28 protein-coding genes are annotated in these 25,828 nt (G+C 32.3%); 8 read left to right on the forward strand and 20 right to left on the reverse strand.

The annotated features are described in order from the left end of the window. Positions 1-142: 142 nt before the first annotated feature. The 5 genes from B0A66_RS11755 to B0A66_RS11775 all read right to left on the reverse strand — a co-directional run bounded on the left by B0A66_RS11755 (position 143) and on the right by B0A66_RS11775 (position 5,447). Positions 143-1,087, reverse strand: coding sequence for a hypothetical protein (locus B0A66_RS11755; protein ID WP_089050030.1), 945 nt, complete (start codon positions 1,085-1,087; stop codon positions 143-145). Positions 1,088-1,101: 14 nt separating this feature from the next. After that, the gene (locus tag B0A66_RS11760; protein WP_089050031.1) at positions 1,102-2,001 is read right to left on the reverse strand and encodes a hypothetical protein; all 900 of its coding nucleotides are present in this window, start codon (positions 1,999-2,001) and stop codon (positions 1,102-1,104) included. A 2-nt stretch (positions 2,002-2,003) separates the two neighbouring features. Then, entirely contained in the window at positions 2,004-4,190 is a 2,187-nt protein-coding gene (locus tag B0A66_RS11765; RefSeq protein WP_089050032.1) for a peptidoglycan-binding domain-containing protein, read from the reverse strand. Between the two features lie 11 nt (positions 4,191-4,201). Continuing rightward, the gene (locus B0A66_RS11770) at positions 4,202-4,678 is read right to left on the reverse strand and encodes a DUF4280 domain-containing protein (RefSeq protein ID WP_089050033.1); all 477 of its coding nucleotides are present in this window, start codon (positions 4,676-4,678) and stop codon (positions 4,202-4,204) included. A gap of 505 nt (positions 4,679-5,183) precedes the next feature. Next, entirely contained in the window at positions 5,184-5,447 is a 264-nt protein-coding gene (locus tag B0A66_RS11775) for a SemiSWEET family sugar transporter (protein WP_089050034.1), read from the reverse strand. A gap of 374 nt (positions 5,448-5,821) precedes the next feature. Between B0A66_RS11775 and B0A66_RS11780 the strand changes: the two genes are divergently transcribed. From B0A66_RS11780 to B0A66_RS11805, 6 genes are all read left to right on the forward strand, one after another. Further along, positions 5,822-7,039 carry a hybrid sensor histidine kinase/response regulator gene (locus B0A66_RS11780; RefSeq protein WP_089050035.1) on the forward strand — a complete coding sequence of 406 codons (1,218 nt, stop codon included), beginning with the start codon at positions 5,822-5,824 and terminating at the stop codon, positions 7,037-7,039. Between the two features lie 19 nt (positions 7,040-7,058). Next, complete coding sequence (locus B0A66_RS11785; RefSeq protein ID WP_089050036.1) at positions 7,059-10,628, forward strand: response regulator; 3,570 nt, start codon at positions 7,059-7,061, stop codon at positions 10,626-10,628. A gap of 4 nt (positions 10,629-10,632) precedes the next feature. Continuing rightward, positions 10,633-11,010, forward strand: coding sequence for a response regulator (locus B0A66_RS11790; RefSeq protein ID WP_244283443.1), 378 nt, complete (start codon positions 10,633-10,635; stop codon positions 11,008-11,010). A 7-nt stretch (positions 11,011-11,017) separates the two neighbouring features. Continuing rightward, positions 11,018-11,827 carry a CheR family methyltransferase gene (locus tag B0A66_RS11795; protein WP_089050037.1) on the forward strand — a complete coding sequence of 270 codons (810 nt, stop codon included), beginning with the start codon at positions 11,018-11,020 and terminating at the stop codon, positions 11,825-11,827. Then, positions 11,809-12,393: a chemotaxis protein CheB gene (locus B0A66_RS11800; RefSeq protein ID WP_089050038.1), complete on the forward strand. Its 585-nt coding sequence runs from the start codon at positions 11,809-11,811 to the stop codon at positions 12,391-12,393. The genes B0A66_RS11795 and B0A66_RS11800 overlap by 19 nt, the downstream gene beginning before the upstream one ends. Before the next feature lie 134 nt (positions 12,394-12,527). Then, positions 12,528-14,498 carry a metallophosphoesterase family protein gene (locus B0A66_RS11805; RefSeq protein WP_244283444.1) on the forward strand — a complete coding sequence of 657 codons (1,971 nt, stop codon included), beginning with the start codon at positions 12,528-12,530 and terminating at the stop codon, positions 14,496-14,498. An 86-nt stretch (positions 14,499-14,584) separates the two neighbouring features. Here B0A66_RS11805 and B0A66_RS22850 read toward each other — a convergent pair whose 3' ends face one another. The 14 genes from B0A66_RS22850 to B0A66_RS11865 all read right to left on the reverse strand — a co-directional run bounded on the left by B0A66_RS22850 (position 14,585) and on the right by B0A66_RS11865 (position 22,841). Further along, positions 14,585-14,725: a hypothetical protein gene (locus B0A66_RS22850; RefSeq protein ID WP_165766608.1), complete on the reverse strand. Its 141-nt coding sequence runs from the start codon at positions 14,723-14,725 to the stop codon at positions 14,585-14,587. 75 nt (positions 14,726-14,800) lie between these two features. Beyond that, on the reverse strand, positions 14,801-15,196 hold the full coding sequence (locus B0A66_RS11810) for a DUF6934 family protein (protein WP_089050039.1): 396 nt from the start codon (positions 15,194-15,196) through the stop codon (positions 14,801-14,803). A 145-nt stretch (positions 15,197-15,341) separates the two neighbouring features. After that, positions 15,342-15,551, reverse strand: coding sequence for a hypothetical protein (locus tag B0A66_RS11815; protein ID WP_089050040.1), 210 nt, complete (start codon positions 15,549-15,551; stop codon positions 15,342-15,344). A 23-nt stretch (positions 15,552-15,574) separates the two neighbouring features. Further along, positions 15,575-15,991, reverse strand: a complete 417-nt coding sequence (locus B0A66_RS11820; RefSeq protein ID WP_244283446.1) for a hypothetical protein — start codon at positions 15,989-15,991, stop codon at positions 15,575-15,577. A gap of 63 nt (positions 15,992-16,054) precedes the next feature. Further along, the gene (locus tag B0A66_RS11825; protein ID WP_089050041.1) at positions 16,055-16,948 is read right to left on the reverse strand and encodes a hypothetical protein; all 894 of its coding nucleotides are present in this window, start codon (positions 16,946-16,948) and stop codon (positions 16,055-16,057) included. A gap of 5 nt (positions 16,949-16,953) precedes the next feature. Continuing rightward, the gene (locus B0A66_RS11830) at positions 16,954-18,222 is read right to left on the reverse strand and encodes an ABC transporter permease (RefSeq protein ID WP_089050042.1); all 1,269 of its coding nucleotides are present in this window, start codon (positions 18,220-18,222) and stop codon (positions 16,954-16,956) included. 3 nt (positions 18,223-18,225) lie between these two features. Continuing rightward, positions 18,226-18,621 carry a hypothetical protein gene (locus tag B0A66_RS11835; protein WP_089050064.1) on the reverse strand — a complete coding sequence of 132 codons (396 nt, stop codon included), beginning with the start codon at positions 18,619-18,621 and terminating at the stop codon, positions 18,226-18,228. Between the two features lie 7 nt (positions 18,622-18,628). Beyond that, the gene (locus B0A66_RS23075; RefSeq protein WP_244283447.1) at positions 18,629-18,928 is read right to left on the reverse strand and encodes an excalibur calcium-binding domain-containing protein; all 300 of its coding nucleotides are present in this window, start codon (positions 18,926-18,928) and stop codon (positions 18,629-18,631) included. Positions 18,929-18,939: 11 nt separating this feature from the next. Continuing rightward, on the reverse strand, positions 18,940-19,161 hold the full coding sequence (locus tag B0A66_RS22730) for a DUF4236 domain-containing protein (RefSeq protein ID WP_123868236.1): 222 nt from the start codon (positions 19,159-19,161) through the stop codon (positions 18,940-18,942). A gap of 26 nt (positions 19,162-19,187) precedes the next feature. Then, positions 19,188-19,598, reverse strand: a complete 411-nt coding sequence (locus B0A66_RS11845; protein WP_089050043.1) for an FxLYD domain-containing protein — start codon at positions 19,596-19,598, stop codon at positions 19,188-19,190. 5 nt (positions 19,599-19,603) lie between these two features. After that, on the reverse strand, positions 19,604-19,951 hold the full coding sequence (locus B0A66_RS11850) for a hypothetical protein (protein ID WP_244283448.1): 348 nt from the start codon (positions 19,949-19,951) through the stop codon (positions 19,604-19,606). A gap of 244 nt (positions 19,952-20,195) precedes the next feature. Then, the gene (locus B0A66_RS11855) at positions 20,196-20,864 is read right to left on the reverse strand and encodes a helix-turn-helix domain-containing protein (protein ID WP_089050045.1); all 669 of its coding nucleotides are present in this window, start codon (positions 20,862-20,864) and stop codon (positions 20,196-20,198) included. 7 nt (positions 20,865-20,871) lie between these two features. Then, complete coding sequence (locus B0A66_RS11860) at positions 20,872-22,581, reverse strand: tetratricopeptide repeat-containing sensor histidine kinase (RefSeq protein WP_089050046.1); 1,710 nt, start codon at positions 22,579-22,581, stop codon at positions 20,872-20,874. Between the two features lie 53 nt (positions 22,582-22,634). Beyond that, the gene (locus B0A66_RS11865) at positions 22,635-22,841 is read right to left on the reverse strand and encodes a hypothetical protein (RefSeq protein WP_089050047.1); all 207 of its coding nucleotides are present in this window, start codon (positions 22,839-22,841) and stop codon (positions 22,635-22,637) included. A 384-nt stretch (positions 22,842-23,225) separates the two neighbouring features. Between B0A66_RS11865 and B0A66_RS11870 the strand changes: the two genes are divergently transcribed. Further along, positions 23,226-24,206 (forward strand): hypothetical protein, encoded by a 981-nt coding sequence (locus B0A66_RS11870; protein ID WP_089050048.1) that lies wholly within the window; start codon positions 23,226-23,228, stop codon positions 24,204-24,206. Positions 24,207-24,270: 64 nt separating this feature from the next. Here the strand turns inward: B0A66_RS11870 and B0A66_RS11875 are convergent, their stop codons facing one another. Continuing rightward, on the reverse strand, positions 24,271-25,116 hold the full coding sequence (locus tag B0A66_RS11875; protein ID WP_089050049.1) for an SDR family oxidoreductase: 846 nt from the start codon (positions 25,114-25,116) through the stop codon (positions 24,271-24,273). 253 nt (positions 25,117-25,369) lie between these two features. Between B0A66_RS11875 and B0A66_RS11880 the strand changes: the two genes are divergently transcribed. Then, positions 25,370-25,738, forward strand: a complete 369-nt coding sequence (locus B0A66_RS11880; protein WP_089050050.1) for a SpoIIAA family protein — start codon at positions 25,370-25,372, stop codon at positions 25,736-25,738. Positions 25,739-25,828: the final 90 nt, after the last annotated feature.

Below are 25,828 nucleotides of genomic sequence, written 5' to 3' on the forward strand. Positions count from 1 at the left end.
TTGCAATCATTTTCTCAACCCCTTTTTTTATTGGTCTTTGCAGGAGCTTCCTCCGGTCGCTCTCCAAGAACCATAAAAAATAGGCTTTCTTCAAAAATGATTTTCACTGCTATCAGGGCTATTTTTAACTATTGTAAATTGATCAAATTTGAATATCTCTAAAAGTACCATTTTCATTTACTTTATACATCTTACTGTTTTCTGATTGAATCTTATTATCAATAATTACTTTTGTAGTAACATGTATAATCTCATTTTCATCAATTGAAAAATTAGTTTTCTCAAAATTTCCATAAGTTTCGGGTTCAGACCATTCGCCTTCAACGTATATATTTGAAATAATTTTATTGTCTTTAATCGTTATTAGATAAAATCTATATGGAAAATCACCACAATCCATTGGAATTAATATAAGATCTAGATTATTTATTTTTGGTAATGATATGTATCTCACTAATTGATCTCCACAAGAAAAATCCTCAATACCTTTTATAATGTTTTTATTTACAGTTTCATATTTGACATTGTTAACATCAATTTTTGCATTGTATGGCAATTGAAGATTAGAGTTTCTTAACTGATAGTTTTTCTCTAAAGTAAGAGTGAATAAAAAGTATTCTTTATCATAAAAAAACAAATGGTTATCTATTATGAATAATTCACCAAACGGAAACAAACATCCTTCTTTTGCAAGATCTCCATAAACATTGGATATGACAGAAATATCATTTCCAAATTGCACGTTATACTCATTTTGTAATTTCTGTTTAATTTCATTCGCCGTTTTTTCACTTCTAAAATACTTTTTAAAATTACTTTTCTCTACTACTATTTCTCCTTTACAGATCAATTTATTCTCTTTAGTAATTTTTATTGAATCTTTACTTATCTCAAGAATAAAATCCTCATACGATTTGTTATGATTTAATGAAGAAAAATACCATTTACTAAATACTGCTGATTCTTTTTGTTTTAGACTCTCTGTGATTCGATTGTGATTTTGTAATGCAGAAGAACTGTCATCTTTTTTGCAGCTAATTAATAAACTTGCAATTGCTACTAAAATATAGTTAATATCTAGAATCATAATTTTAAACTTGTTTAATTTAAACTTTCTTCTACTAATACCCCATCTTGATTTATTTTATAAGTTTTAAATAAAGTGCTTTTTTGAGTACCATTTTTCTTTGTATTAACACTAATTAAATAATCTTTTGAAATATTAAATTGCATAATAGATTCTCCATCCATAACCCCTATTTCAAGACTTGAAATGATTTTATTATTCTTAATTATCACTAGATCATAGGATTCAATATCAAAATCAGTATTACATAACAAAACTGGCTGATAATCTTTAACTTTAGGAAGATACATATATTCACTGGGATGAAACTTACCTTGAAAAATTTCAGCAATAGGGTCTCCATCATTATAAACATATTTTGGATAATTTTCATTGCATTTTATACTATCATATGGATGCACACAAGTTTGATAATACTCATCAAAATTCACAGGCAGTATTGAATATTTAATGTTTGTATTGGAGAGAATTATTTTCTTTTCCTTTTTAACTATATCACACAATTTAAAAATGTTATTTTTTTCTAACAATTTTTTATCAAAATCTAATTCAATTGGATTATCCGGATCTGCCGAAGTATTATATAATTTACAATCATAAACATTAAGTTTTAACCAAGCTATAGTACTTTCTACAATTTGCTTTGTTTTAGGATTATCAGATATATTATTTTCAATGTAAACTTGGATAATTATATTATCTTCCTCAATTCTATCTATTTGTGTTAAAAATTCTTTGCGTCCTCTCAATTCTAAATTACTTGATTTAACAATTTGATAAGCGATATCTTCGCATGTGAACTGTTTTTCCTTGAGTACAATATTTTGATGGGGATAATTTACTTTTTGTGAATTAGTATCTTTACAACTAATTTGCACGATTAAAAAAACTAATACTATTACTATTCTTTTCATTTTTAAAACTTATTTGATATTCTTGGTATTGTTGAATTAATATCTCTTATATAATTGTTTTGTACATCCTTATCATATAAAGAATGCCATCTTCCAATATTTCCATTATGTCTTAGAATAAATTCTGCAACATAATGCATTCCAGCATCTACAGAAGGAAACACAATATATTTTTTTTTCCTATCTGTAATTTGAGTGTTTCCTCCCAAACCACTTTTACCTTTATTTTCAAATTCAGACCAAAGCCCAATAGGTGTATACTCAGGATATTTTTCATACAGATCTCCATTCCACCCGTATTCTGGACCTTTTGCCCCCTCCGAAACTTCCATTCCAGGAGAGCCACAACTCTTGTATTGACCAGAATTGAAATGTTCACATTCCCAACGATACATCATCTCAATATTTCTAGCCATTTCTTTTCCATACTTCTTATTTATTTTTTTTAATGAAAGTTCAGCATCTTCAATTGTAAAATGATTTTCTTTATATCTATTAATAATTTTGAATAAATTAAAGGGATTTGAGTTATTAAAATCACATTTGCAAGTATCATTAAAGCCTAGTTGTTTGGCTAATTCAACAATGTTCTTTCCATTAATTTCTTCTATAGTTTTAACAAAAAAAATATTTTCTAAATATTTTGAAGCAAATTCTCTAACATCAATATGTATCCATGTTGTTGCTATAAACTCTTTAGGATAAGACTTTCTTGATGGCTCGACAGAAAACAAATCAATATCTTCCCATCTGATCTGAGCATTAGTGTAAGGCAAAATAATTTTATCTCTAATTTCTTCAATTTGATTCAACTTATATACCTTTTTATCATTTTTGCTAAAATGAATGTCCAACGCCTTGCCCATATGATTTGTTGAACTTCTTCCGTTGAATTTATTATCTTCCCAACATCTATAACCTGAGAAAATACATTTAAGCTCATATCCTAAATCTTTTTCTATTACAGAAGTATAAAACATTATACTTCGAATTAACCAAACTAAAGACCTATGAATACCTGGATATTCGTAATCATGAAATGCCTCTTTTTTTGGTTTATTGCGCTTATAAACTGACTTATATAACTCATTACCAAAACCTTTACATTTTTTACATTTACATTTTATATCATCAAAATGAATAATATATTTTCTTTGAAACTCATCAATAGCATTTAAAACATTTCCGCAAATTCTCCCCGTTTCGGGAACTTTCATATAATCTCTCTGAAATTGCTTAATCATTCTTTCTGTTCTTTCTGTAAATTCATCGGTAGGTACATTGCCTCCGAATCCTGCCAAACGAATATTAATTTCCCTAATTAATTCGTTTTTATCACCCTTCTTGATACAATATTTTCCACCACAATTTTCTTCCTTAAACGGCCACCAAGTTTGCGGAGTCATATCAACCATCATCAAACTATTGATAACTTCCCGAACTGGAAAACCGATCGTTGGGCTTACTACAAGTTTTTTCTCCACATAGTCAGGATTGGCAACATGCGTATCTAAAGTTGCTCTTCGAGATTCTTCTTTTCCTGCAATTTCGGCTGTCACATAATATTCATGAAACTTTCCTTCGTCTGATTCTCCTTTATCAGCTTTACTATTGGCTAAATTCGCATGCATTGGGTCTAAATAAAATTTTATATCTGCGAAACCACGCTTTACGAACTTTTTCTGTGTGTCTATTTTAAGATTCTTTGTGTTCAATTTGTGTTTATCACCATCATTTTCCACTAAAGTTACTACAATAGGGCGCAATTCCATACCTACACAATGTACGCGGGCAATGATCCAGTTCCCGTAAGTAAAGGATTTTTTTGGTGTTTTTTTGTTCTCATCAAGAAGCTCTATAAAAGTAATTTTTGGTTGAGATGTAGGTTGCGGCTTAATGTGAATCATTGTTTCTTTTCCATAAGCTTCAACGATCATCGCTATATCTTTGAATTTCAGACTAATTTCTGAGAATTTATATTCTACGCTTTTCCCCTTTTGTTCTCTCCCCTTTGCTAGTCGCCAAACATTAGCATCTAAAACATAAATAGACCATGTTATTTCAGCATCTGTATACTCAGGAATAAGCGTTAGAGGCTCTGTATCAAAAGCCTCTAAAACCTTTTCTACAGTATATTTCTCAGCAATTCCCACCTCAGGAGTTAGGTTTCCAATTATCTTTATTTCCATTTTTTATAAGTTTAAGACCAAACATTTTCATCTTGCAATTCATCAAATATGAGCGGGCAAATTTGTTGCATTAGTTCCTTATCTTCATTGTCTATTTGTTGCTGACTTATTTCTGCAATTTGTCCGTGTTTTGTAATTTCGATACAATCAGGTCCTCCAAAGGGGCAGGTTGCTTTACTGTCTTCAATAAGCATTTTGCCCTGATTACTCAGCGTTACTTTTTCATAAGAACCAGACCATTGCTGAATCATGGTCTGACAAGGTTTAAAGCTGTTGCCAAGGGGTTGCATTTTACAATTGCCAAAAGTGTTTTTTTCTAAAGTCTGACCAATTTCTTTGGTGGTTGCAATTAATTTTTTATCACCGCCTTTATCATTGGCGTAATGCTTTTGCTGCGATTTTACTTTAAGTGTATCTGTTGCCTGTGGATCTTCACTAAATTGGCATTTCAAGGTTGCGCCTTGAACTACTACATGTTTTTTACTCATAACTCATTAAAAATTAAAATTTCATACTAAAAGTGGTACTCGTGAATTCACTTCTTTTTTGTTCCCATTCCTGACAGTAGCATTAATTTCAATCCATAACCATAAACTCAGCATAAGCTGAATTTTAAGTATGTAATGAATTAGAGTTTAAAAAAAATATGTTGCGAAGTTTCCGGACTAATGCGAAGAAAGCAAAAGCCAGATGGTGCAGTGTAAGTAATAAATGAAATGGTTTGATTAAAGGATAATCAAACTTGAAAGGAAATTTTCAAATCAGCATTTTTGTTACTAAACTCTTTAAAATTATAGCAGTACAGCCAGGCACGAAGCATGCCAAAGAGAAAAGTTGTTTGTAGAAAATTGTTTTAATTTTCGTGCAATTTACATAAATGTATTTAAAAGTGATAGTTTTATGTAGTAATAATTTCCTTATTTCTTGATTTATAAGTAAGATAAAATATATGTTTTTGATTATGAGATAGAAAGGAAAAGTGTGTTTCATCTTTTAATTCTCCTTTTCATAATAAACAATAAAATAAATCATAATCAAATTAAGGCATAGCGAAACACTATTGGTTACAATAATAGGCAAATCATCTTTTAAAACGCCATATACTACCCAAATAGCAATTCCGACAGTTAGCATACTGAAAGTTACTAATGAAATAGCTTTTACCTTTTTCGTTTTCCATACTTTATAAATTTGCGGGATAACAGATACAGTAACACAAATACCTGCTAATAACCCGATGAGGTCTGTTGAGTTCATATTGAGATTGTGTTTTGGATGAGATAATTGACAATATAGGTAAGCTGTTGTGTTTTTACTATAAATGTAAAGCTTACAAGGGCAAAATAGTAGCTTCATAAAATATAAAACTAGCACGATAAAATAAAACTTGAATGAAAAAACTTTCAATATTAATCAATAATACGATTTTATAGTGATCTGATTAAATAGCATAGTCGTATAAATCAAACGTTTGAGTACAAACATGGGAATTATGTAACGAATTAAATTCCTTTTAAAAAGTCACTTTCTGTTTTTTTTATAAATTTGGGGGTTTGTCTGTACTTATTAACAGTAAAAGACATCCCAAAAACGGTTTATCTGGTATAATCATAAAGTTTACCCCCAATAAAATGATATTAATTGTAGATGATATTCGGGCTAATATTATAGCCTTAAAGAAAACATTAGAGATCCATAATATTGAGGTAGACACTGCCGAATCTGGTGAAGAAGCACTGAAGAAAATTTTAAAAACAAACTATTGTCTGATTATCATGGATGTTCAGATGCCGGGCCTTGATGGTTTTGAAGTAGTTAAAATTCTTTCCGGCAACAAACGCACAAAAGATATTCCCGTAATTTTTTTATCAGCAATAAATATTGAAAAAAAATACATTTTTAAAGGTTATGAAACAGGAGCTGTAGATTACATAACAAAACCTGTTGATACTGATTTACTGATATTAAAAGTAAAAACCTTCCTTAAAATCTATGAGCAGCAAAATGAGTTAAAACTCATGAAAGATTTACTTTCAAAAGAAATTAAAATCAGAAAAGAAGCTCAGGATAACCTCGAAATTAAAATTGCCGACAGAACCAAAGAGCTCGTTGCAAAGAACGAAGAACTCGAACTTAAAAATCATGAGCTTCAACAATTTTCATGGGTTGTTTCGCATGACTTAAACGAACCCATCCGCAAGATTCAGATTTTCATTAAAATTATAAAAGAGCTTTATTTAAAAGAAGATGCCAAAGGTGTCGATTATGTCGACAGAACCGTAAAAGCAGCAGAACGAATGCAAACGCTAATTACAGATTTGCTTGCATACTCTAGGCTATCAGCAAAAGTAGTTCCTGAAAAAACTGACCTCAATATTGTATTGCAGGAAGTACTTTCGGATTTTGATTATCTTATAGAACGAAAAGGTGCACTTATAAAAACAGGAGAACTCCCAACTATAGACAGTATTCCGAGCCAATTGCGTCAGGTATTTCAGAACCTGATAGGAAACGCGCTGAAGTTCTCAGGAAATACAACAGTGCCTGTTATTGAAATTACTTCCCAACGAATAAAAACAAAGGATTTTGACAGTGAAACAGATCCGGAAGGAAAATTTTGCAGAATCACAGTATCTGATAATGGTATTGGGTTTGATGAAATTTACCTCGATCGTATTTTTGTTATTTTTCAGAGTTTAAATGACCGTCAGACATATGAAGGTACAGGAATTGGTTTGGCAATTGCAAAAAAAATAATGGAAAAACACAACGGATTAATTACAGCAAAAAGTCAATTAGGCAAAGGAGCAAGTTTTATCATGATCCTGCCACTCAAATACGAAAACTAAAAACAATTGGATTGTACCTATGAAAAACAATTTTAAAAGAAATTTACTGATTAGTTCGATGGTTTCTTTGCTGGTTTTGATGATCAGCTCGACGGCATCTTATTTAAGTATAAAAAAATTATTAGAAAGTAATTTCTGGGTGAACCATACTCAGGATGTTATTTACAATTTAAATCAGGGTTCTGCTGTTATTACAGATGCTCAAACAAGTATGCGTGCTTATCTGATAACGGGCGATGAGCAATTTGTTAAAGATTATAATGCTTACGAAGCAGATTCTAATACGTATTTTGAAAAACTAAATGAACTTACCAGCGATAATCCTGCGCAGCAAAAGCTTTTGGCAGAATTAAAAACAATAAGAGAAGGCTTCTTTAAATACTTAAACAATCAGATCGTTAAAAAACGTTTCGGAAAGCAAAATGTAACCTTTGATCTTTCCGAAGGCAAGAAAATGAACGAGAGGATGAGAAGCTATTTTAAGAGAATTGAAAATAGTGAACAAATTCTGCTAAAAGAACGAAATCAAACTTCAGATCAATTTGGTACCTACAGTTTGTCTTTAATAATTATAGCTTTTATAATTGCATTTATTATTTCAATAGTATTTTTAGTTCGCATTTTGAAAGATTATAACGAACGTACTTTATTGCAGGAAGAACTCGAAAGAAAAGATCAGGAAACGGCAGAAAGAATTATAGCAATTAGTAGTATCGCATCTAATATTTCGAACGGAAATTATGATATTCGTGTAGATGATGTACAGGCAGATGCACTTGGAAGCGTAGGAGAGTCACTTAATAATATGAGCGGCTCCTTGAAAAAATCATTCAATTTATTGACAGAAAAAGAATGGCTTCAAACCGGTATTGCAAAACTGAACAATGTAATGCTGGGTGATAAATCACTCAATCAATTGTCAAAAGATGTTGTTGAATTTTTATGTCAGTATACGAATAGCAGTGCAGGAGTTTTATACGTTTTAGAAGGTGACGAATTGTTTGCTACAGCAGGATACAGTTACATACCAACAAAGAGTCGTGAAAGAATTAAAAAAGGAGAAGGTTTATTAGGACAGGTTATCGTTTCAGGAAAGTTGTTGGAACTAAAAGAACTTCCTCAGGAATTTATTCAAATTAATTATGCTTTAGGCGAAATAAAACCAACACACATTGTAGCCGTTCCGCTTATCGATAATAGAGTAGAAGGAGCCTTAGAGCTGGCAAGTATTTACGGATTTTCAGAATTGCATTTGGAGTTTTTGCGTATCGTAGGAAACAATATCGGAATTGCTTTAAAATCGACTCAAAACCGCAAACGAGTTTTAGAATTACTGGAAGAAACCAAATCGCAGTCAGAAGAATTACGTATTCAGCACAGCGAATTAGAAGCTATTAATGCAGAATTAGAAGCACAAACCGAAAAATTACAAGCTTCAGAAGAAGAACTTCGTGTACAGCAGGAAGAATTGGAACAGACTAACGAAGAGCTTTCTGAACGTAGTGTTTTATTAGAAGAAAAAAACAACGAAATTCAGAAAAAATCAGAAGCTTTAGAGCTTACAACAAGATATAAATCTGAGTTTTTGGCGAATATGTCGCACGAGTTAAGAACACCTTTAAATTCTATTTTGCTGTTGAGCAGATTATTGTCTGAAAACAACAACCAAAGTATGAATACCGAGGAAGTTGAGTTTGCTCAGGTAATTCAGAGTTCAGGAAACAGCTTATTGGCGTTAATCGATGAGATTTTGGATTTATCTAAGATTGAAGCCGGTAAAATGGAATTAGAATTTTTAGATGTGTCGACCAAAGAAATTACTGATACGATTTCGAATCTGTTTTCGCAAGTAGCAAAAGAGAAAAAGATTTCATTCGATATTATTGCAAAAGAAGCCCCAATTGTCATTAAAACAGACAAGATGAGGTTAGAGCAAATTCTGAAAAACTTAATTTCAAATGCCATTAAATTTACAGAAAAAGGATCTGTTAGTTTAGAAATTAAAATCAATGAAGATGATGATAAAGTAATTTGCTTTATCGTAAAAGATACAGGAATCGGAATTCCGCTAGAAAAACAGCCGTTGATTTTTGAAGCATTCCAGCAAGCAGACGGTTCTACCAAACGTAAGTATGGAGGCACAGGGCTAGGATTGTCTATCAGCCGTGAATTAGCCAAATTACTAAGAGGAGAAATTATTCTGCATAGTAAAGAAGGAGAAGGAAGTAGTTTTACCTTATGTCTGCCAATCTACGGACAAATCAATAAAAAAGTAATTGTAGAGAAAACGCCTCCAATTCAAGTTACGGAGGAAGAAGCAGAGGAATTAAAGTCAGTTAAAAATAAATATATTTCTGCTATAATTCCAGCCGAAATCGAAGACGACAGAAATGATATTTTCGAAGGTGATAAAGTTATTTTAATCGTAGAAGACGATATCAATTTTGCTAAATCACTTCTGGCGTTCAGCAGGCAAAATGGTTACAAAGCCATTGTTTCTGTTCGTGGTGATTATGCTTTAAATTTTGCGATTTTGTACAAACCGGTTGGAGTTTTACTGGATATTGAACTTCCGATAAAAAGCGGATGGGAAGTTTTAGAAGAATTAAAAAATAATAGCCAGACGAAACACATTCCGGTGCATATTATGTCATCGCACAAGCTAAAACAGGAAAGTTTGCTAAAAGGAGCAATTGACTTTTTAGATAAACCAGTAGCTTTCGATAAGATTCCTGAAGTATTTGTCCGTATTGAACATATCATCAGCAAGGAGTCTCAAAAAGTTTTGATTATCGAAGATAACACAAAGCATGCTAAGGCATTGGCTTACTTTTTAGAAACGTACAATATAAATTCAGAAATTAAAAGCGAGGTTGCTGACGGCTTAAAAGCATTAAATAAAACAGATGTCGATTGCGTGATTCTGGATATGGGAATTCCGGACAAACAAGCGTACCAGATTTTAGATAGTGTGAAAAAAAATCCGGGACTGGAAAATCTTCCTGTAATTGTGTTTACAGGTAAAAGTTTATCACTAAAAGAAGAGGTTAAAATTAGAAAATATGCTGATACTATTATTGTAAAAACAGCACATTCGTATCAGCGTATGCTCGATGAAGTTTCGTTATTTTTGCATTTAGTCGAAGAAAATAAAGACGCAGATGGTAAAAAAGAAAGCTACAAAAAACTCAACTTACTTAACAATATACTGCACGATAAAAAAGTACTGATCGTAGATGATGATGTCCGAAATATATATTCGTTAACCAAAGCCCTTGAGGTTTTCAAAATGAATGTAATTACAGCATTTGACGGAAATGATGCCATCAAAGTATTGGAAGAACATCCTGATACTGATATTGTTTTGCTGGATATGATGATGCCAAACATGGATGGTTATGAAGCAGCAGAAAAAATACGAACAATTCCTAAATTCTTAACCTTGCCATTAATTGCAGTAACAGCAAAAGCAATGACAGGAGACAGAGAAAAATGTATAAAAGCAGGAGCATCAGATTATATTACAAAACCTGTAGATATAGATCAGTTGCTGTCGTTGCTGCGTGTGTGGTTATATGATAAAATTTAATGTAATGGATGAAATTACGATGAAAAAACGACTTTTGATTATTGATGACGATTCCAGAAATATCTTTGCTTTGGTTAATACCTTGCGATCCAGATCATTTGATTGTTTGTCTTGTTTAAGTGCTGAAGAAGCATTAAAATTGCTGGAAACAGATGAAAAAATTGATGCGATCCTAATAGATATGATGATGCCGGAAATGGATGGTTATGATGCTATTCCGTTGATAAAGAAGATTCCTTCAAGAGCCCATACGCTAATTGTTGCCGTTACCGCTCAGGCGATGACAGGTGACAAAGAGAAATGTCTGGAGGCAGGCGCTGATGATTATGTATCAAAACCTATTGATGTAGATAAATTGCTGGCTGCATTATCTCAAATTTAAATGTATTATGATTGAAGACATTGAGTTAGAAACCCTTATTAATGATATTTACGAATATTACGGGTTTGACTTTGGAAGTTATTCCAGGGCTTCTTTAAAAAGACGTGTAAACAGATTATATCAATTAGACGGTTTTACCAATTTTTATGAGTTTTTATCTAAAGTCAGATACGACTCTGATTATTATAAACGAATGATCGACGAGATTACGGTAAATGTTACCGAAATGTTTCGCGATCCGCATTTCTATAAAATAGTCCGAACAGAAATTTTGCCTTTATTGGCAACAAAACCTTTTATTCGTCTTTGGCATGCTGGCTGTTCTACCGGCGAAGAAGTGTATTCAATGGCGATATTACTAAAGGAAGCCAATCTTTTGCACAAATCGTTAATTTACGCTACCGATATTAATTCTAAAGTTCTGGAAACCGCAAAAAAAGGAATTTTTCCGTTGCGAATGATGAAGGAATACTCAGAAAATTACAGAGAATCAGGAGGGCAGGAAGATTTTTCGAGTTATTATATAGCCAATTACGGCATTGCAAAATTCGATGATGAATTAGCCTCGAAAATGGTTTTCTCACAACATAATCTGGTTTCGGACAATTCCTTTAATGAGTTTGATTTTATTTTGTGTCGAAATGTGCTGATATACTTTGATAACGATTTGCAAAAAAGAGTTATTAATTTATTTGATGAAAGCTTGGCTACCTTAGGTTTTTTAGCTTTAGGAACAAAAGAAACTATAAAATATTCCATATCTACTACGAAATACAAACAGTTAGAGAAAGAAAAAGTATGGAGGAAAGTAAGGTAATAAATAAGTATAAATTGGTTATTGTGGGAGGATCAGCAGGGAGTTTAAATGCGTTAATGCAAATCCTGCCGAGTTTAAACGCTTTAAATGCTTTTGCGCTCGTTATTGTACTACACAGGAGAAGTACAGATGATATGACGCTGGAGGAATTAGTTAAAATAAAAACCATAACTCCGGTAAAACTGGTAGAAGACAAAGTAAAACTGGAACCAGGTTTTATATATGTAGCACCCGCAAATTACCATTTACTATTTGAAGCAGATGATAGATTAGCGCTTGATATTTCTGAAAAAGTAAATTACAGCAGACCGAGTATCGATGTATCGTTTGAATCAGCAGCACAAGTTTACGGTTCACAATTAGTAGGGATATTATTATCCGGTTCTAATGCTGATGGAACAGAAGGACTAAAATACATTCAGAAATTAGGAGGAACAATTATTGTGCAGGATCCAAAGTCTGCAGATATGCCTTTTATGCCCAATAATGCCATTGCAAACATGACTCCAGATCGTATATTAGATATAGAAGGAATACTCGACTACATTACAAACATCAATACCTAAGTTGTCTCTCAAAGATTATCATTCGGTAACAATACCGTAAAACAGGTTTGAGTTTTAATCGATAAAATTGCAAAGTGTTTTTATAGAAAAATAAAAGCATCAATTGAACTCTTTCATTTGCAATACGATTACCTATGAATTTCAAAATTATCCGCATTTCTAACTTTTGTTTTCCTTTATTTTTATCCTTTTTGTTTTGTATTTCAGTTGATGAAATGAATGCGCAAAAACAGTCAAAATTAAATGGAGTTCAGGTAGCATTTTTATCAGATGTTCATTTGCAGGATTTATTTGGAAAATTTTCAGATAATGAATTTCAGGGAGTATTAAATCTAAAGACAGGAAAGCACACTTTATTGCGAACCATGTCGTCTCAATTGCATTCTACCCGAATTTTTAATGAAAACTATTTTGCCTTTATCGCAGCCTTAGAAGATATCGCAAAGCGAAAGATCAAATACGTAGCACTTCCCGGAGATTATACAGATGACGGACAGCCCATTCACGTAAGTGGACTAAAAACTATTCTCGATCAATATCAAAAAAAATATGGTATCGAATTTTTTATTACCACAGGAAATCATGATCCTGTTGGTCCTTTTGCACAAGAATCAGGCAAAGAAGATTTTTTAGGCAACGAAGGAAAAAGTCAACCCATTTATAGCAAAGAAGGTTTGTATAAGCCAAATTTAGAATTAGAACAGCCAGTAGTTGTAACTGCCGACATTGCTAAAATGGGTTATTTAGAAATTACGGATAAATTGAAACAATTTGGTTTCTATCCGGGTAAGCAAAACAAATTCTGGTCGACACCTTTTGCATCCTATACCAGCGAAAATTATAGTTTTGACAAAGCCGTTGAAACTTCAAAATTATCAAATAGAGTGTACAATGTAGCGCCAGGTTATGAAGTTCCGGATGTAAGTTATGTTGTCGAACCTATTGAAGGACTTTGGTTAATGGCAATAGACGGAAATGTTTACATTCCGAAGAAAAGCGGAAGCGGTGATCCAAAAGATTCTAAGAGTTACTCAGAAGCAAGTACTGGTTACAACAATGTACTTTCGAATAAAAGACATCTTATTAAATGGGTTGAAGAAACTTCGGCGCAAGCCAAAAAACAAAGCAAAATACTAATTGCGTTCAGTCATTTCCCAATGATTGATTTTAATGATGATGCTTCTGCAGAAATAAAAGAATTATTGGGAGATAACAAATGGCAGCTCAACAGAGTTCCGGTAGAAGAAGTAGCGCAGTCATTTGCAGATGCAGGATTGAAGATTCACTTTGGCGGACACATGCATATCAACGATACAGGAACGCGCACTACGGCAAAAGGTAATACATTGGTCAATATTCAAACGCCGTCTTTAGCAGCGTACATTCCGGCATATAAATTATTAACGATCAAAAAGGATAATCTGGTAGACATTCAAACTATTACAATTGACAATGTTCCGGGTTACGATGAATTGTTTGATTTGTATAAAATGGAATATCAGTTTTTAGAAAGTCAAAAAGCAAAAGATATCTGGAATATCGATATCCTCAAAACTAAAAATTACCACGATTTCACCGATTTTCATCTAAAAGAACTCGTTCGTTTGCGTTTTTTGGCTGCAGATTGGCCAAAAGCATTTAAAGATTTTATACTAAATGTTTCCGGAGAAGATTTGTTGCTTTTAGCGGCTATTCAGTCGAATCAGGATTTTGATGTATTACTCAAAGACAAACAAGCGGATAGCGAGGAATGGAAATTGGCAGAAAATAAAGTAAGAAGCTTTTTAGCAGAAAATAAACTAAAAAAAGAAGATTTTAAAAACTGGACAGGTTACGATTTACTGGTCGATTTTTATCGTTTTAGAAGTGCTGATGAATTGGCTTTAGCCGATGTTGGAACAGCAAGAGCCAAACAGTATAAAATCTTGTCTAAGTTGTTTTTAGAGAATCATCCTGAGCTTAATAAAGACGATGTCTCAAAAGAAAAGTTATTGCAAAATCAAATGCGATTGTTCCTGATAATCTTCAATAAATTCATGCACGAAGTTCCGGCAGATCATTTTAGTGTTGATTTAAAATCAGGCGCGATTAAGAGTTTAAAATAAAGTTGTTTAGTGTTAGTTTTTTTTAAAAAAAGACTGTCCGAAAAGTGATTTTCAGGCAGTCTTTATGTTTTTATAAATTAAAACTTTTAAAAACTAAGTTTAAAGTTTGCTTTTTTTATTTCTTCAGGTTTACCAGAAGTAAACTTAACATTTTTTAATCTATTAACACTTTCTGAAATTGTGATTTTGGCATTAATAGTAGCGGTAGTGTTTTTTTTTGCTTTCATAATTATTTTCTTTTAAAGAGAAATCCGTTAAAATCTTTTTTGTAATCAAAAGGTACATTTGTAATTAGATTATCATCATCTACCAATGCTCCAAAGCATATCAAAAGTTTTTGAGAGTTCCTCATAATTTAACTTAATGGCTCTCTTATAAGTATTCGTTCTTCTTTTATCACTACCTGCTATAAATATTTTTAAATGTGGATGTGTTGAAGAAAAATGATAAGCGGTTAATGCTACCGTTGCCAAAATTTCTCTAATATCTCCATTGTTGTCTACTTTTTCATCATCTATAATGTAAGTTTTACTAGCATCGTCGTAAATCAAATTTCCAAAACATAAGTTATAAATATCGGCTTGCATAGTAACATCAAATATTACAGCTTTGTTTATATTCCCATTTTTTCCTGTACTTGTAAATTCATATTCTTTGGCATCGGTACTTGTGAGAACGTCGTATTTAGGGTAATTCATGAACGTAATATAAATTTTGAGCCCGCAAATTTAGTGCTTACTTTATAAGAACTAGCAAGAATAAGACAAAGTAGGTTTTAATTTTATTTTTAAAGTTTTAAAAGAAAACCTGCTTCACTTAAATGAAACAGGTTTTAAAGATGAATTAATCTTCCCAACCACATAAAGTAAGTCCTAGACCTTTTGCCTGCGAAAGTGTAACTTCGTTTACACCATGATTGCAGGATTTGAGCCCGCGGCAAGTTTCTTTGAAATGGTATTTTTTTGCTCCTCCGGATCCGCAGATGTAGACCTTAGTTTCTATCGGGGTAAAAGAAGTAAAAAGTATTAAAAGTAATAGTGTTGCATATTTCATTTTTGTAGATTAAAAGCTTACGCTTATTTTACGATTAAATCGTATTGATTTCCTTTTTTGTCTGTTGCTTTAAGTTTGCCGTAATCAATCCATTCGGCATTGATGTCGATTTCTCTGGTATCGATTTTCAGCATTCCGGCGCCATGTTTTCCTTCAATATTAATATTTCCAAAAACAGAATCACCTTTTACGTCAATTCCTTTTACATCGTAATTGTATTCGTAACGACCAGAATATCCTGTTCTGTATTCGTATAAAAACTCTTTATCGACATGATAGGTTTTAGCTTCCTCAGGTGTAATGGTTTTTCGATCATCAGGAGTAATAACGGCCTGATAAAAAGAATTAATTTGATGTTGAGGTTCCGGAGGCAATTCTTTGGCACATCCCCAAATAGAGAATGCAGCGTTTAAGATGATGATTTTGTGTTGGTGTGGCATTTTAGTGTAAAAATAAATAGAACTAATTGGATGTAACAGCGTACTTATACGTGATTATGTGCTTTAGTTTTTTGCAATAAAATCTTCAATGATTTTATGCATATTCGAAGGCAGGTCTGCATTTTTAATTTCAAAATGCTGTACGTTCATTTCAGTTAACCATTTCGTCCAATAAGCTTTGATTACTTTTTCTTCGTAGGGATTATTGTGATCCGGATTTATACCGAGAACCAGAACTTCAAGTTTTGATAAGTCGACATCGGGCTTTATAAATCCAAAATCATTATCCTTCATTTTTTTCTGCCAGTCCCCGGTATTCAAACCATTTTCGCGAATTAACTTTGAAGTGATGTAAGTTGATCTTTTCCCTTCTTTAATTGCGGTACCTTCATAAAATACATAGCCATCTGTTAGTATGATTAGTATATTTCGGCTATCATTTTCAATACAATTGTCCTTTACTTTTGTATCAAAAAAATTCCAAATATCCGATCCTATAAAATTGTTGTCTTTTATGGCAGATTCGTAAATTTTTTGTGTCTGAGCAGCATAATTGGCACTAATTGAATTTAATAGCTCTTTTGAAGCATTATTTTTATCGACTGCAATTCTTAGATTTTTAGAAATAGAATCGATTTGACGATCTTGAGGCTCCGGATTAAAGAAGATTTGCATCTTATCATTAATTTGTTTGAGCTTTTTTGATTTTAAATGATCCGTAAAAGCTTCTGAAACAGATTTAATATATCCCAAATCGCGTTGGTAAAATGCCATCGTAGGATTCGGATTTTTTTCAAGACTAATTCTGTCTGATAAATCAATGAGTATGCTAATGTTGTAATTATCACCTTTGAAGCTAGTAGCTTTAGGTTTGTTTTCAGGTTTATCGGTTTTTCCACAAGAAAAAACTGAAATGGCAAGTAAAGTTAAAACTAGAATTTTTATAGTTTTTTTCATGATAGTTAATTTTTTGAATATACTAAATGTTGAAAATCAGGATCGACTAGGTTTAATCTCGTAAGATGCTCTTCGGCGGAGAATTCGCAATTCTCTAACAATTCTGTTTTTTCGGTATGAGGCAAAGCAATTTCGGTATTAATTGCCTGAAACCATCCTTCTTTGTATTGATGATGATAATGCAAATATTCTTTTACCGGAAACACAAAACCATCTATTTTAGATTGTAATTCTGCTATTTTTCCGCTAATAGCAATGACTTGTTGTTTAAAATCGTTGATTTTAGTATTGTATTCTGTTTTTAGCTTTTCCAAATCAAGAAGGTTTTCTTTTTTACCTCGTATGAAGGATTTTATCTTATCAATGTTTTCAAATTCTTTCATTACAAAATCAAAAACAAGTCCCCAAATAATGTAGACAACAAAGCCTGCAAATATGATCATCCAGAATTCAGCTTCGCCAAGTGCAATATTTAAGTTATAAGGAGCGGATTCTGTAGTTTTATTAAACTCATATATTTTTTTCTCAATTTGATAGGCAAGGAGAGCATCAAACAAAAATGTAGTAATGAATAATGCGATCATTCTCATAATGTTTTTAATTCCTTTTCCTTGCTGCACCATATGAATTACATATCCTAAACCCATAAATACAAACGGAATTGTAGTAACCAAAATGCCTTCTAACCAACTTGCTTTAAAAGAATTGTTTAATGCATCAGCATCAAAAATAGCAGCAGTTAAACTATCATCTGCAAATTCTTTGAAAAATGCAGAGTAAGAAGCTGATATGTAAAACACAAATACATAAAGCGTGATAGGCAACAGTAAAAACAAACCAATATAAAATTGTGCTTTTAAGTTTTTTCCATCTTCAATTCCAAATTTATCAGGATTACGTTTTACTTCACTGATCTCACTTTTTATCAGATCAATATTTATATTGATATCCTGTTCTTTCTTTTCATAGATACCAATAGCAGCATCACATTTTTTGAGTTCAGTTCTGTTTTTTTCCTGCTCTTCTTTGTAAGGTTGTTTTAGCTGATCTTGTTCCAGTTTTTGTTTTCTGCATTGATCTTCAAAACTCATATATAAATTTTGAAGACAAGCTTTTAAAACTATTGGTTTTCCGGTTGCTTTTATTGATGCAGCAAAACCGCTTTGATAGTAGGTGATTCGAATTTGTTCTCTATCATTTTCATTTGTATCAGAATTATTTTGGAAAATATCTTCTGTTTTTTTTAGACTAAATAATTGCGAAAGTGGTTTCATAATTTAAGAATTTAATTGACTAATAATTTCTTCTTTTGAGATGTTTTTCTGAACACAGTCAATGAGGTAGGATGAAAGTTCATTAATGTTTTCATCCAGAAAATTAAATTTCCTGCAATACTTCTTAAGCATGTTCAGTTCATCTTCGGTAATTTTTTCGTCTGCCCAAATGATTCTTGTAAAATCATATAAGTACTCTATTCGGGTATTTAAATCTTCCGGAATAAGGAGTTCGGTACTGATTGGATTTAGAAAAAGTTTGTCGAGTTCTTCTTTTGGAATCCCACGTTCATCTGCAAAGTGATAAAGCATTTGTAGTTCTAATACATCAAAACAATCATCTGCCATTGCCATTTGATACAATCTTAAAAAATGGCTCTTTAATTCTAGTGTTATCATTATATATTTATTTTTTTTGTAAATTTTCACAGGCAATCCCATCACCATCAGAATCTAAATTTTTGTAGCAGCTTCTATCGCTGTCGTAAGTAGATTGAGCTTGTGCTTGAGTACTAAAGGAGCCGCATGTTTTCGTTGGGCAATCTGATGATTCAGAACAGGAAATTGCTAATCCAAATGTCAATGCCATTACGATTACAAGCATGCATCCTTGGTTTTTACCTGAGTAAGATTTAGATCTGGTTTTGGTAAAATGTCCCTGAACAAACGTTCCGTTTTTTTTAAAATATGGTTTTCTGTAAGCCATGATTGTTAGTGTTATATAATATAAATTAGAAATGTTATTAGTCCTATAAATGCAAATACTACTATGCATCCGTTGTTTTGATATCTTAGTCCGGATATACCCGTCTTAGTCGAATAACCGCCTTTACTAAATGTTCCTACTTTAGTTCTTAAACTCGGAGAAATTCCGGATCGACTAATATTTAAGCCAAGACCGCCCCCAAGTTTTACTCTTTTCTGAAATCGAAATCCCATTTTTAGTTGTTTTAGTCGGTTAGTTATTAGTTTAATACCGTTCCTACTTCGACTTCATAAGTTTCACAGTTTTGAATATCAAGCCCCATTACATCAACTGTTTTTTCTGCACCTGCAGCAAAATTTGCGGCATTTCCCATTCCTGTCCCTACGATATTCCCATCTTTATCATAGAAAGTTGCTTTTAGATCTAAATAATTTATTAGTTCATCTGAATTATTTTTTATTCGACAATGAATTTTATAAGAATTAAATGTTGATTCGTACTTGGCGGAATGCTTTAAAATTTCTACTTCTGGTTTTGAATATTCTACAGTTTCTGCTCCGCGAGAGTATTTTTTGGAATTACTTTTTTTACTATCATCGCTTCCAAATGCTATGAATATAAATCCGGCAAGAGCAAGTACAGAAAATAGATGTTGAACTGTTTTTTTCATGATTGTTATAAATTAATGGTTATTGATTTTTTATATATTACAAAAGGGAGCAGCATTCCTAGGATATAGAGAAGTAAATCTATGATATCAAAAGTGCCGGGGATTATATTGAAGAGTTGACCTAATTCTGAAATAATAGCGATCAAGGGAATGATAAAAATCCAGAATAAGTTTTCATATCTGACTTCATTTTTCCATAGATAAAGAACAAGACTGATATACGAAAACATCCATAAACCATCCGGTAAGGAGTATAAAATGAAATCGGGCAAATTTCCATTGATAACAGAAGTATAATTTCTTATTCTTTGAAAAAAAGTATCCAGATGCAATATGTTGAACCAGGTAAACATTTTTAAAGAAGAAGATCTAAACAAAATGTATATTAAACTACCACAAAATAATGTAGAAAAATGACCGATATATATTTGTTTTATGTCCATGAGATAATTGATTTTTCTTAGAATATTCAAACTTAAACCTATTAATAGTCAGTATTTTACGGAAAACCATAATCCGATTTTTTTATTTTTTAGGCATAAAAAAAAGCTCCCGAAGGAGCTTAGAAAAATGTTTATTTAGCTAGTGATAAGAATCTTAGATGATTCCCATATCTTTTGTAATAGAAACCAAATGTGTTGTATTATTGGCTTTGAAAAAGTCTTTGAGTTTGGCAATTCTTTTCTCGATCGTACTTTTACTGTTGGGTTTTATACCGAGTTCTTTAAAAGTTTCGGTTATGTCATCCTGCGCAATACCCATTGAGAGTTGTTTTATGATTTGAATGTCTAAATCGTCGATTTCGAAATTGTTTTTTTCCTGCAAAGCCGAAGCAATCTCAGGTGAGATAAATTTTTGATCAGAAGAAAAAACCATGGTAATGGCTTTTTTTAATTCTTCGATGCTGTTTCTGCCTTTCAAAACAAAACCATTAATACCGAAATTATCAAAAAGAGATTTTATTCTGTATCCTTTATCTTCAACAGAGTAGGCTATGATTCTAATGTTGGGCTGAACTTCACGAACTTGCTGTATCAATTCATCGCCATTGGCAATAGCAGGAATACGATGATCCGACTTAAATGATAAATCACTTATTAAAAGATCGTAAGGTTCATTTTTTTGAATAGCAGCGCGTACTTTCAAGAAAGCTTCGTCGCAATATTTTGAGTGGTGAAAATCTTCGATTCCTAAGTCTTTCAGGGTCTGTTCTATTCCTAAATTGATACTATCAAAATCTTCAGCAACTAATACTTTTTTAAACATAAGCTTTTTATTTAGGCAGTGTTATTTTTACTTTAAATCCTTTGTTTGGTTCGGTGTCAAAAATAACCGTTCCTCTTATAGCTAGAATACGGTTTTCCATATTTTGCAAACCATTTTTATTAATTTTTTTAGGGTTACATCCAACACCGTTATCTGCATAATCAATAACAATATATTTTGTGCTGTTATCAAACTTCAGAACTACCAATGCAGCCTGACTGTGTTTCTTCATGTTTACCATTAATTCCTGCAGAAGTCTGTGAATAGCAACTTTTTTTAATTCGTCTGTACTGTCCCAATTTACCTTTTCAATTCCATTAATAATGACGTTCGTATTTTTAGTATTGTACGTCGAAAGCATCTCTCTTAAGTTTCGGGCATAGTTTGTTCCCGTATCGACAGTATTATTCTCTCGGGAAATACCACGAACTCTGGAGTAAATATTATCAAGTTTCTGAATCAGGTTTTCTTTGATATTATCTCTTGCTAAAGATTGGGTTTGTGTATACGTAATCGCATGAAAAACATCATTGGCCAGCTCGTCATGAATATCCTTGGCAATACGGATTTCGGTGTTGTATGCTACTTTTATTTCCTGAATACGGCTTCTGTTTCTGTAATATCGAATAAGGATTACGATTACAATAACCAGAAAAACAATTCCTAATAAGCTTACTATCTTTTGGTATTTGGCTTCTTGTAAGGACAATTGGTTTTCTACTCTTTCTAAGCGAAGTTTTTGATTCTCGTCTTTTTCCTTTTTAGAATCGTATTTAATCTTGGCAAACTTATTTTTGAAGTTATTTCTAATATTGATAATACTGTCGTTAATCAAAATGTATTTTTGTGCATACGAAGGATTTTTTGTTGGTGCGACATTTGAAATTAAAAAGGATAGCGCTTCTAATCGTTCGTCGACACTATTTAGCTTCGTTGCCGTTTTATAGGCATTGGTCGCAAATTCGTTAGACTTTTCCAAATCAAATTTTGAGTAATAATCAGCCAAATGCAGGTAACTTTCGATACTTCCATAGCGATCGTCGAGTTCCAGGCGCAAGGCAAGCGCATCATTCAGCAATTGAAGTCCTTTTTCGTACTGCCTGTTTTTAAAATAAGCAAACCCTAAATTATCCATTACTCTGGCTTTGCTCTTAAGATATGGTGTATCGTAGGCTAATTTTTTATTTAAAATACCTTTAAGAATGGCAATCGCTTTATTGTATTTTTTTTGTTTAATGTATACAGCGGCAATATTGTTTAGCGGAGATTGTTTTGATAAAGGATCTTTGGCGTCTTTTACAGCCTGATCATAATACAGAATAGCATCTTCATAAAGAGAAAGTTCTTTGTCAGCAATTCCGAATAAATTATTTATAGCAACCCCATAATTATCATTCCCTTTAATAAAAGGCAATGCTTCGGTTAACGTTTCTTTACTGCCATAGTAATCACCATTTATTTGCTGAATTTGGCCCATTTGAATGCAGCTGAAAGTAATGTTGGCGCTATCTTTTAGAGATTCAAACAGTATTTTTGATTTATTGAAGTAATAAAAAGCGCTATTGTATTTTTTATCCTGAAAGGCAACTAATGCTTTATCTCGCAATTCAGTGGCTTCTTCTTTGAGTTTGTTTGGCTTAATGATGTCTGTTTTTTCCTCTTTACAAGAAAAGAAGAAAAGAAAACTTAATAAAAATAAAAACGGGGAACGTAGCATAATTGTTACTTTCCCCGAAATTAATAATTTATATTAAAAAATAAGTATAATTCTTATTTTTTTGGTGGAAAAACCACAACTGGGTCGTCACCAGGTCCAGGAATTGGCACATCAGCTTGTGGAGCAGTTGCCGGAATCGGATTTTCTTTTATCTCGGTTCTTTTATTTGTACCATTAGCTGTTTCAAGTTCGTCAGCTGTACAAGAAAATAAAGTTGTGCTCAATAGAGTAAATGCGATAATTGTATATAATGTCTTCATCTTTTTTATGATTTAAAAGGTTAAAAATTGGGCATAGGTATGGCCGTCCGGATTCTGTCCAGATCTTGTTTTTTAGTCAATACCTACAGTTTTGTTGGGAAGTGAATTGTGTTGAACAATAAGGTTTTATCTATACTTCCCGGATAGATTCCGCCTTACGGTTTTCCACAATTTTTAAATAAACTAGTTTTGTATTTTTGTTTTATTTCGATATCGAAAACAATTGCAATACTAATTTGTTATGCAAAGATGTGACGCTTGTAAATGTTTATCTATACGGAATTCCGGGAGCTCCCGATAAGTCTTTTAAAATCTTTATAAGTCATGAGAAATCTTAAGAAATCTTGTGAAATCCTAGAAAAAAACAACTAAAAAAATAAGCCTATGCCTAACAATACTCGAGAAGATTATAAAGAAGCAATTAGAATTAAATTTGAAAAAGAAAGAGATAAGATAAATTCGGTTTATCTTAATCCTCCTTCGCAAGCGAATTTGAGGGATCTTTGCTGGAAAATTTTAAAATCAAATCCAAGTTCTGATGATTTGAATACATATTCTGATTTTTTTAATTTTCAATTTGATTCTAATATTGAAAATATTGATATTGTCTATACAAATAAGTTTAAAAAAGTTGGTAGGTTTTTAAGACGGATAATAGAACCAGCAAGATTTGAGACAGTGGAACTTGCTGCAATTTTGGTTAATTTTGAATTAAGACCATATGAAAAATTCTATTATAATAGAGGTAATGATGAGGAACAACCAGATGTTATTGTAGATACATTTGTTACCGATGATCCAGAAAAGGATGTTGTGGAAGAAAATCTAGAAACATCATCTACAGAAAGAGAAAATGAAGAAGAAGATGAAAACGAAGAGGAAGGTGTTGAAAGTACCATAATAGAAGATACGCCTGTAAAAATTAGTTTCTCGGAACAACTAAAACACATTTTCACTAATAACCCAACTAGAAGATTAAAGAAAACACTTTTAGGAGTAGTTGTAATCTTCGGATTAATTGCCAGTGTAATCTATTTTGCATTCTTCAAAATGCATTGTATGCAATGGTCTGAGGATCATTATGAAATAGTAGATTGCACACCTGAGTTAGGTGCTAATGGAAATCTCATCATTCCTTTAGATGAAAGGCTTTTAGATTTTAAAAAAGTTACCGTTTGCGATACTACAAGCTGTTTTAGACCAGATGGACAAGCTATTGTATGGTATGCAAAGAATAAGGATAAAGCTGAATTTTTTAATTCAAACGGAATTGGTCGGCATCCTGAGACAGAAAGGGCTTTGCGACCTGTTACAGAATATATTAAGGGTAAATACAAAACGCCATGTGAATCGAAACATAAATAAAAACAAAAAAAGGTGGATAAACTCTCATGAGGATATCCACCTTTTTTTAGGACGATAACATATTTTAAGCTACAATTTCGCCACCATTAATATGTATAAATTGACCTGTAATGTAACTGCTGTCTTCGCAAGCAAGGAAAACATACGCAGGAGCCACTTCAGAGGGTTGTCCGGCACGTTTCATTGGATTGTCTTTTCCGAAATCGGCTATTTTGTCGAAACTGGCCACAATAAGCGGTGTCCAGATCGGACCCGGAGCCACACCATTGACGCGGATTTTCTTTTCGGCCAACATCGTAGACAATGATCTGGTAAAACTCACAATCGCCCCTTTTGTGCTGGCGTAATCAATTAAGTGTTCGCTGCCACGATATGCCGTAACAGAACTGGTATTGATAATAGTATCGCCTTCCTTTAAAAGTGGTAATGCCGCTTTTGTGATATAGAAATAGGGGTAAATATTCGTTTCAAATGTTTTTTGGAGTTGTGCTGTTGTAACCTTTTCAAAATCGGTTGTAGAGAATTGTACCGCAGCATTATTGACTACAATGTTTATTTTGCCAAAACTGGTATGGCATTTTTTGATCGCGGCTTTACAAAATTTCTCGTCTTTTAGATCACCGCTCAGAAGCAAACATTCTCTTCCTTCTTTTTTGATTAGTTCTCTGGTTTCAATCGCATCTTTATCTTCTTTTAAGTAAACAATAGCAATATTAGCGCCTTCTCGGGCAAAATGTACAGCAACACTTCGTCCGATACCGCTGTCTCCACCAGTGATAAACGCAACTTTTCCTAAAAGCTTTCCGCTTCCAACATAATTTTCTCTAATGATTTCAGGCTGTGGTTTCATTTGAAATTCATTACCAGGAAGATCTTGTTTTTGCTCGGGGAATTTTTTCGGTTTTTCCATGATATATAAATTGTATGAGATTAATTTTCTAAAGTAGTCTGATTTGAAATAAAATCTTGACCGCAAAAAATCAAAAACTATCCTGAAAAAATCTTTTAAATTGCTGGTTAATAGGGATTTTGTAATGTTTGATGGAAGATGTTGTAATAAAATAAGGAGATATGTGAATTATTTTTGATAAGCTTTTAGTAAAAAAGTTCAGAATAAAACTTTTACCTAATAGGAAAACGAAACAATTTTAATTAAAGATATAATGATACATCAAATTGACACCACAGACAATATTGTTGCTTTTAGAGCATTGGCAGAAGTAACTAAAGAAGATTTTTTAAGAGTTGTTGTTCCCGCAGTGGAACACTTAGTGAAACAAATCAACGAAATCAATTTTCTATTGGTTTTAGATACGGATATCAAAAATTTCACCGCAGGAGCCTGGCTTCAGGATGCGTTGCTGGGACTTAAACATTTAGGAAAATGGAATAGGGCAGCAATCGTTACCGATTCAGAAGAGATTATTACGTTTACAAACGGATTCAGTTATGTTGTTCCGGGAGAGTTTCGTGGATTTAAAAAAGAGAATTTTAATAAAGCATTAAATTGGGTTGAAGGAAATATTTCGTGATCTAGCTTTTTAGATCTTTAGATAGTTAGATCTTTAGATAGTTAGATAGTTAGATAGTTAGATAGTTAGATAATTAGATAGTTAGATAGT

This window comes from Flavobacterium hercynium, assembly GCF_002217285.1.
Classification (GTDB): Bacteria; Bacteroidota; Bacteroidia; order Flavobacteriales; family Flavobacteriaceae; genus Flavobacterium; species Flavobacterium hercynium.

Excerpts from the sequence above, each read along its gene's own strand:
- B0A66_RS11800 (WP_089050038.1), top strand. The coding sequence starts at position 11,809 with ATGGAGGAAAGTAAGGTAATAAATAAGTATAAATTGGTTATTGTGGGA.
- B0A66_RS11865 (WP_089050047.1), bottom strand. The coding sequence starts at position 22,841 with ATGAAGACATTATATACAATTATCGCATTTACTCTATTGAGCACAACT.
- B0A66_RS11815 (WP_089050040.1), bottom strand. The coding sequence starts at position 15,551 with ATGAAATATGCAACACTATTACTTTTAATACTTTTTACTTCTTTTACC.
- B0A66_RS11870 (WP_089050048.1), top strand. The coding sequence starts at position 23,226 with ATGCCTAACAATACTCGAGAAGATTATAAAGAAGCAATTAGAATTAAA.
- B0A66_RS11805 (WP_244283444.1), top strand. The coding sequence starts at position 12,528 with ATGAATTTCAAAATTATCCGCATTTCTAACTTTTGTTTTCCTTTATTT.
- B0A66_RS11850 (WP_244283448.1), bottom strand. The coding sequence starts at position 19,951 with ATGTTTACCTGGTTCAACATATTGCATCTGGATACTTTTTTTCAAAGA.
- B0A66_RS11810 (WP_089050039.1), bottom strand. The coding sequence starts at position 15,196 with ATGAATTACCCTAAATACGACGTTCTCACAAGTACCGATGCCAAAGAA.
- B0A66_RS11790 (WP_244283443.1), top strand. The coding sequence starts at position 10,633 with ATGGATGAAATTACGATGAAAAAACGACTTTTGATTATTGATGACGAT.
- B0A66_RS23075 (WP_244283447.1), bottom strand. The coding sequence starts at position 18,928 with ATGGCTTACAGAAAACCATATTTTAAAAAAAACGGAACGTTTGTTCAG.
- B0A66_RS11830 (WP_089050042.1), bottom strand. The coding sequence starts at position 18,222 with ATGAAACCACTTTCGCAATTATTTAGTCTAAAAAAAACAGAAGATATT.
- B0A66_RS22730 (WP_123868236.1), bottom strand. The coding sequence starts at position 19,161 with ATGGGATTTCGATTTCAGAAAAGAGTAAAACTTGGGGGCGGTCTTGGC.
- B0A66_RS11765 (WP_089050032.1), bottom strand. The coding sequence starts at position 4,190 with ATGGAAATAAAGATAATTGGAAACCTAACTCCTGAGGTGGGAATTGCT.
- B0A66_RS11770 (WP_089050033.1), bottom strand. The coding sequence starts at position 4,678 with ATGAGTAAAAAACATGTAGTAGTTCAAGGCGCAACCTTGAAATGCCAA.
- B0A66_RS11755 (WP_089050030.1), bottom strand. The coding sequence starts at position 1,087 with ATGATTCTAGATATTAACTATATTTTAGTAGCAATTGCAAGTTTATTA.
- B0A66_RS11785 (WP_089050036.1), top strand. The coding sequence starts at position 7,059 with ATGAAAAACAATTTTAAAAGAAATTTACTGATTAGTTCGATGGTTTCT.
- B0A66_RS11860 (WP_089050046.1), bottom strand. The coding sequence starts at position 22,581 with ATGCTACGTTCCCCGTTTTTATTTTTATTAAGTTTTCTTTTCTTCTTT.
- B0A66_RS11795 (WP_089050037.1), top strand. The coding sequence starts at position 11,018 with ATGATTGAAGACATTGAGTTAGAAACCCTTATTAATGATATTTACGAA.
- B0A66_RS11845 (WP_089050043.1), bottom strand. The coding sequence starts at position 19,598 with ATGAAAAAAACAGTTCAACATCTATTTTCTGTACTTGCTCTTGCCGGA.
- B0A66_RS11760 (WP_089050031.1), bottom strand. The coding sequence starts at position 2,001 with ATGAAAAGAATAGTAATAGTATTAGTTTTTTTAATCGTGCAAATTAGT.
- B0A66_RS22850 (WP_165766608.1), bottom strand. The coding sequence starts at position 14,725 with ATGAAAGCAAAAAAAAACACTACCGCTACTATTAATGCCAAAATCACA.
- B0A66_RS11775 (WP_089050034.1), bottom strand. The coding sequence starts at position 5,447 with ATGAACTCAACAGACCTCATCGGGTTATTAGCAGGTATTTGTGTTACT.
- B0A66_RS11825 (WP_089050041.1), bottom strand. The coding sequence starts at position 16,948 with ATGAAAAAAACTATAAAAATTCTAGTTTTAACTTTACTTGCCATTTCA.
- B0A66_RS11855 (WP_089050045.1), bottom strand. The coding sequence starts at position 20,864 with ATGTTTAAAAAAGTATTAGTTGCTGAAGATTTTGATAGTATCAATTTA.
- B0A66_RS11835 (WP_089050064.1), bottom strand. The coding sequence starts at position 18,621 with ATGATAACACTAGAATTAAAGAGCCATTTTTTAAGATTGTATCAAATG.
- B0A66_RS11820 (WP_244283446.1), bottom strand. The coding sequence starts at position 15,991 with ATGCCACACCAACACAAAATCATCATCTTAAACGCTGCATTCTCTATT.
- B0A66_RS11780 (WP_089050035.1), top strand. The coding sequence starts at position 5,822 with ATGATATTAATTGTAGATGATATTCGGGCTAATATTATAGCCTTAAAG.
- B0A66_RS11875 (WP_089050049.1), bottom strand. The coding sequence starts at position 25,116 with ATGGAAAAACCGAAAAAATTCCCCGAGCAAAAACAAGATCTTCCTGGT.
- B0A66_RS11880 (WP_089050050.1), top strand. The coding sequence starts at position 25,370 with ATGATACATCAAATTGACACCACAGACAATATTGTTGCTTTTAGAGCA.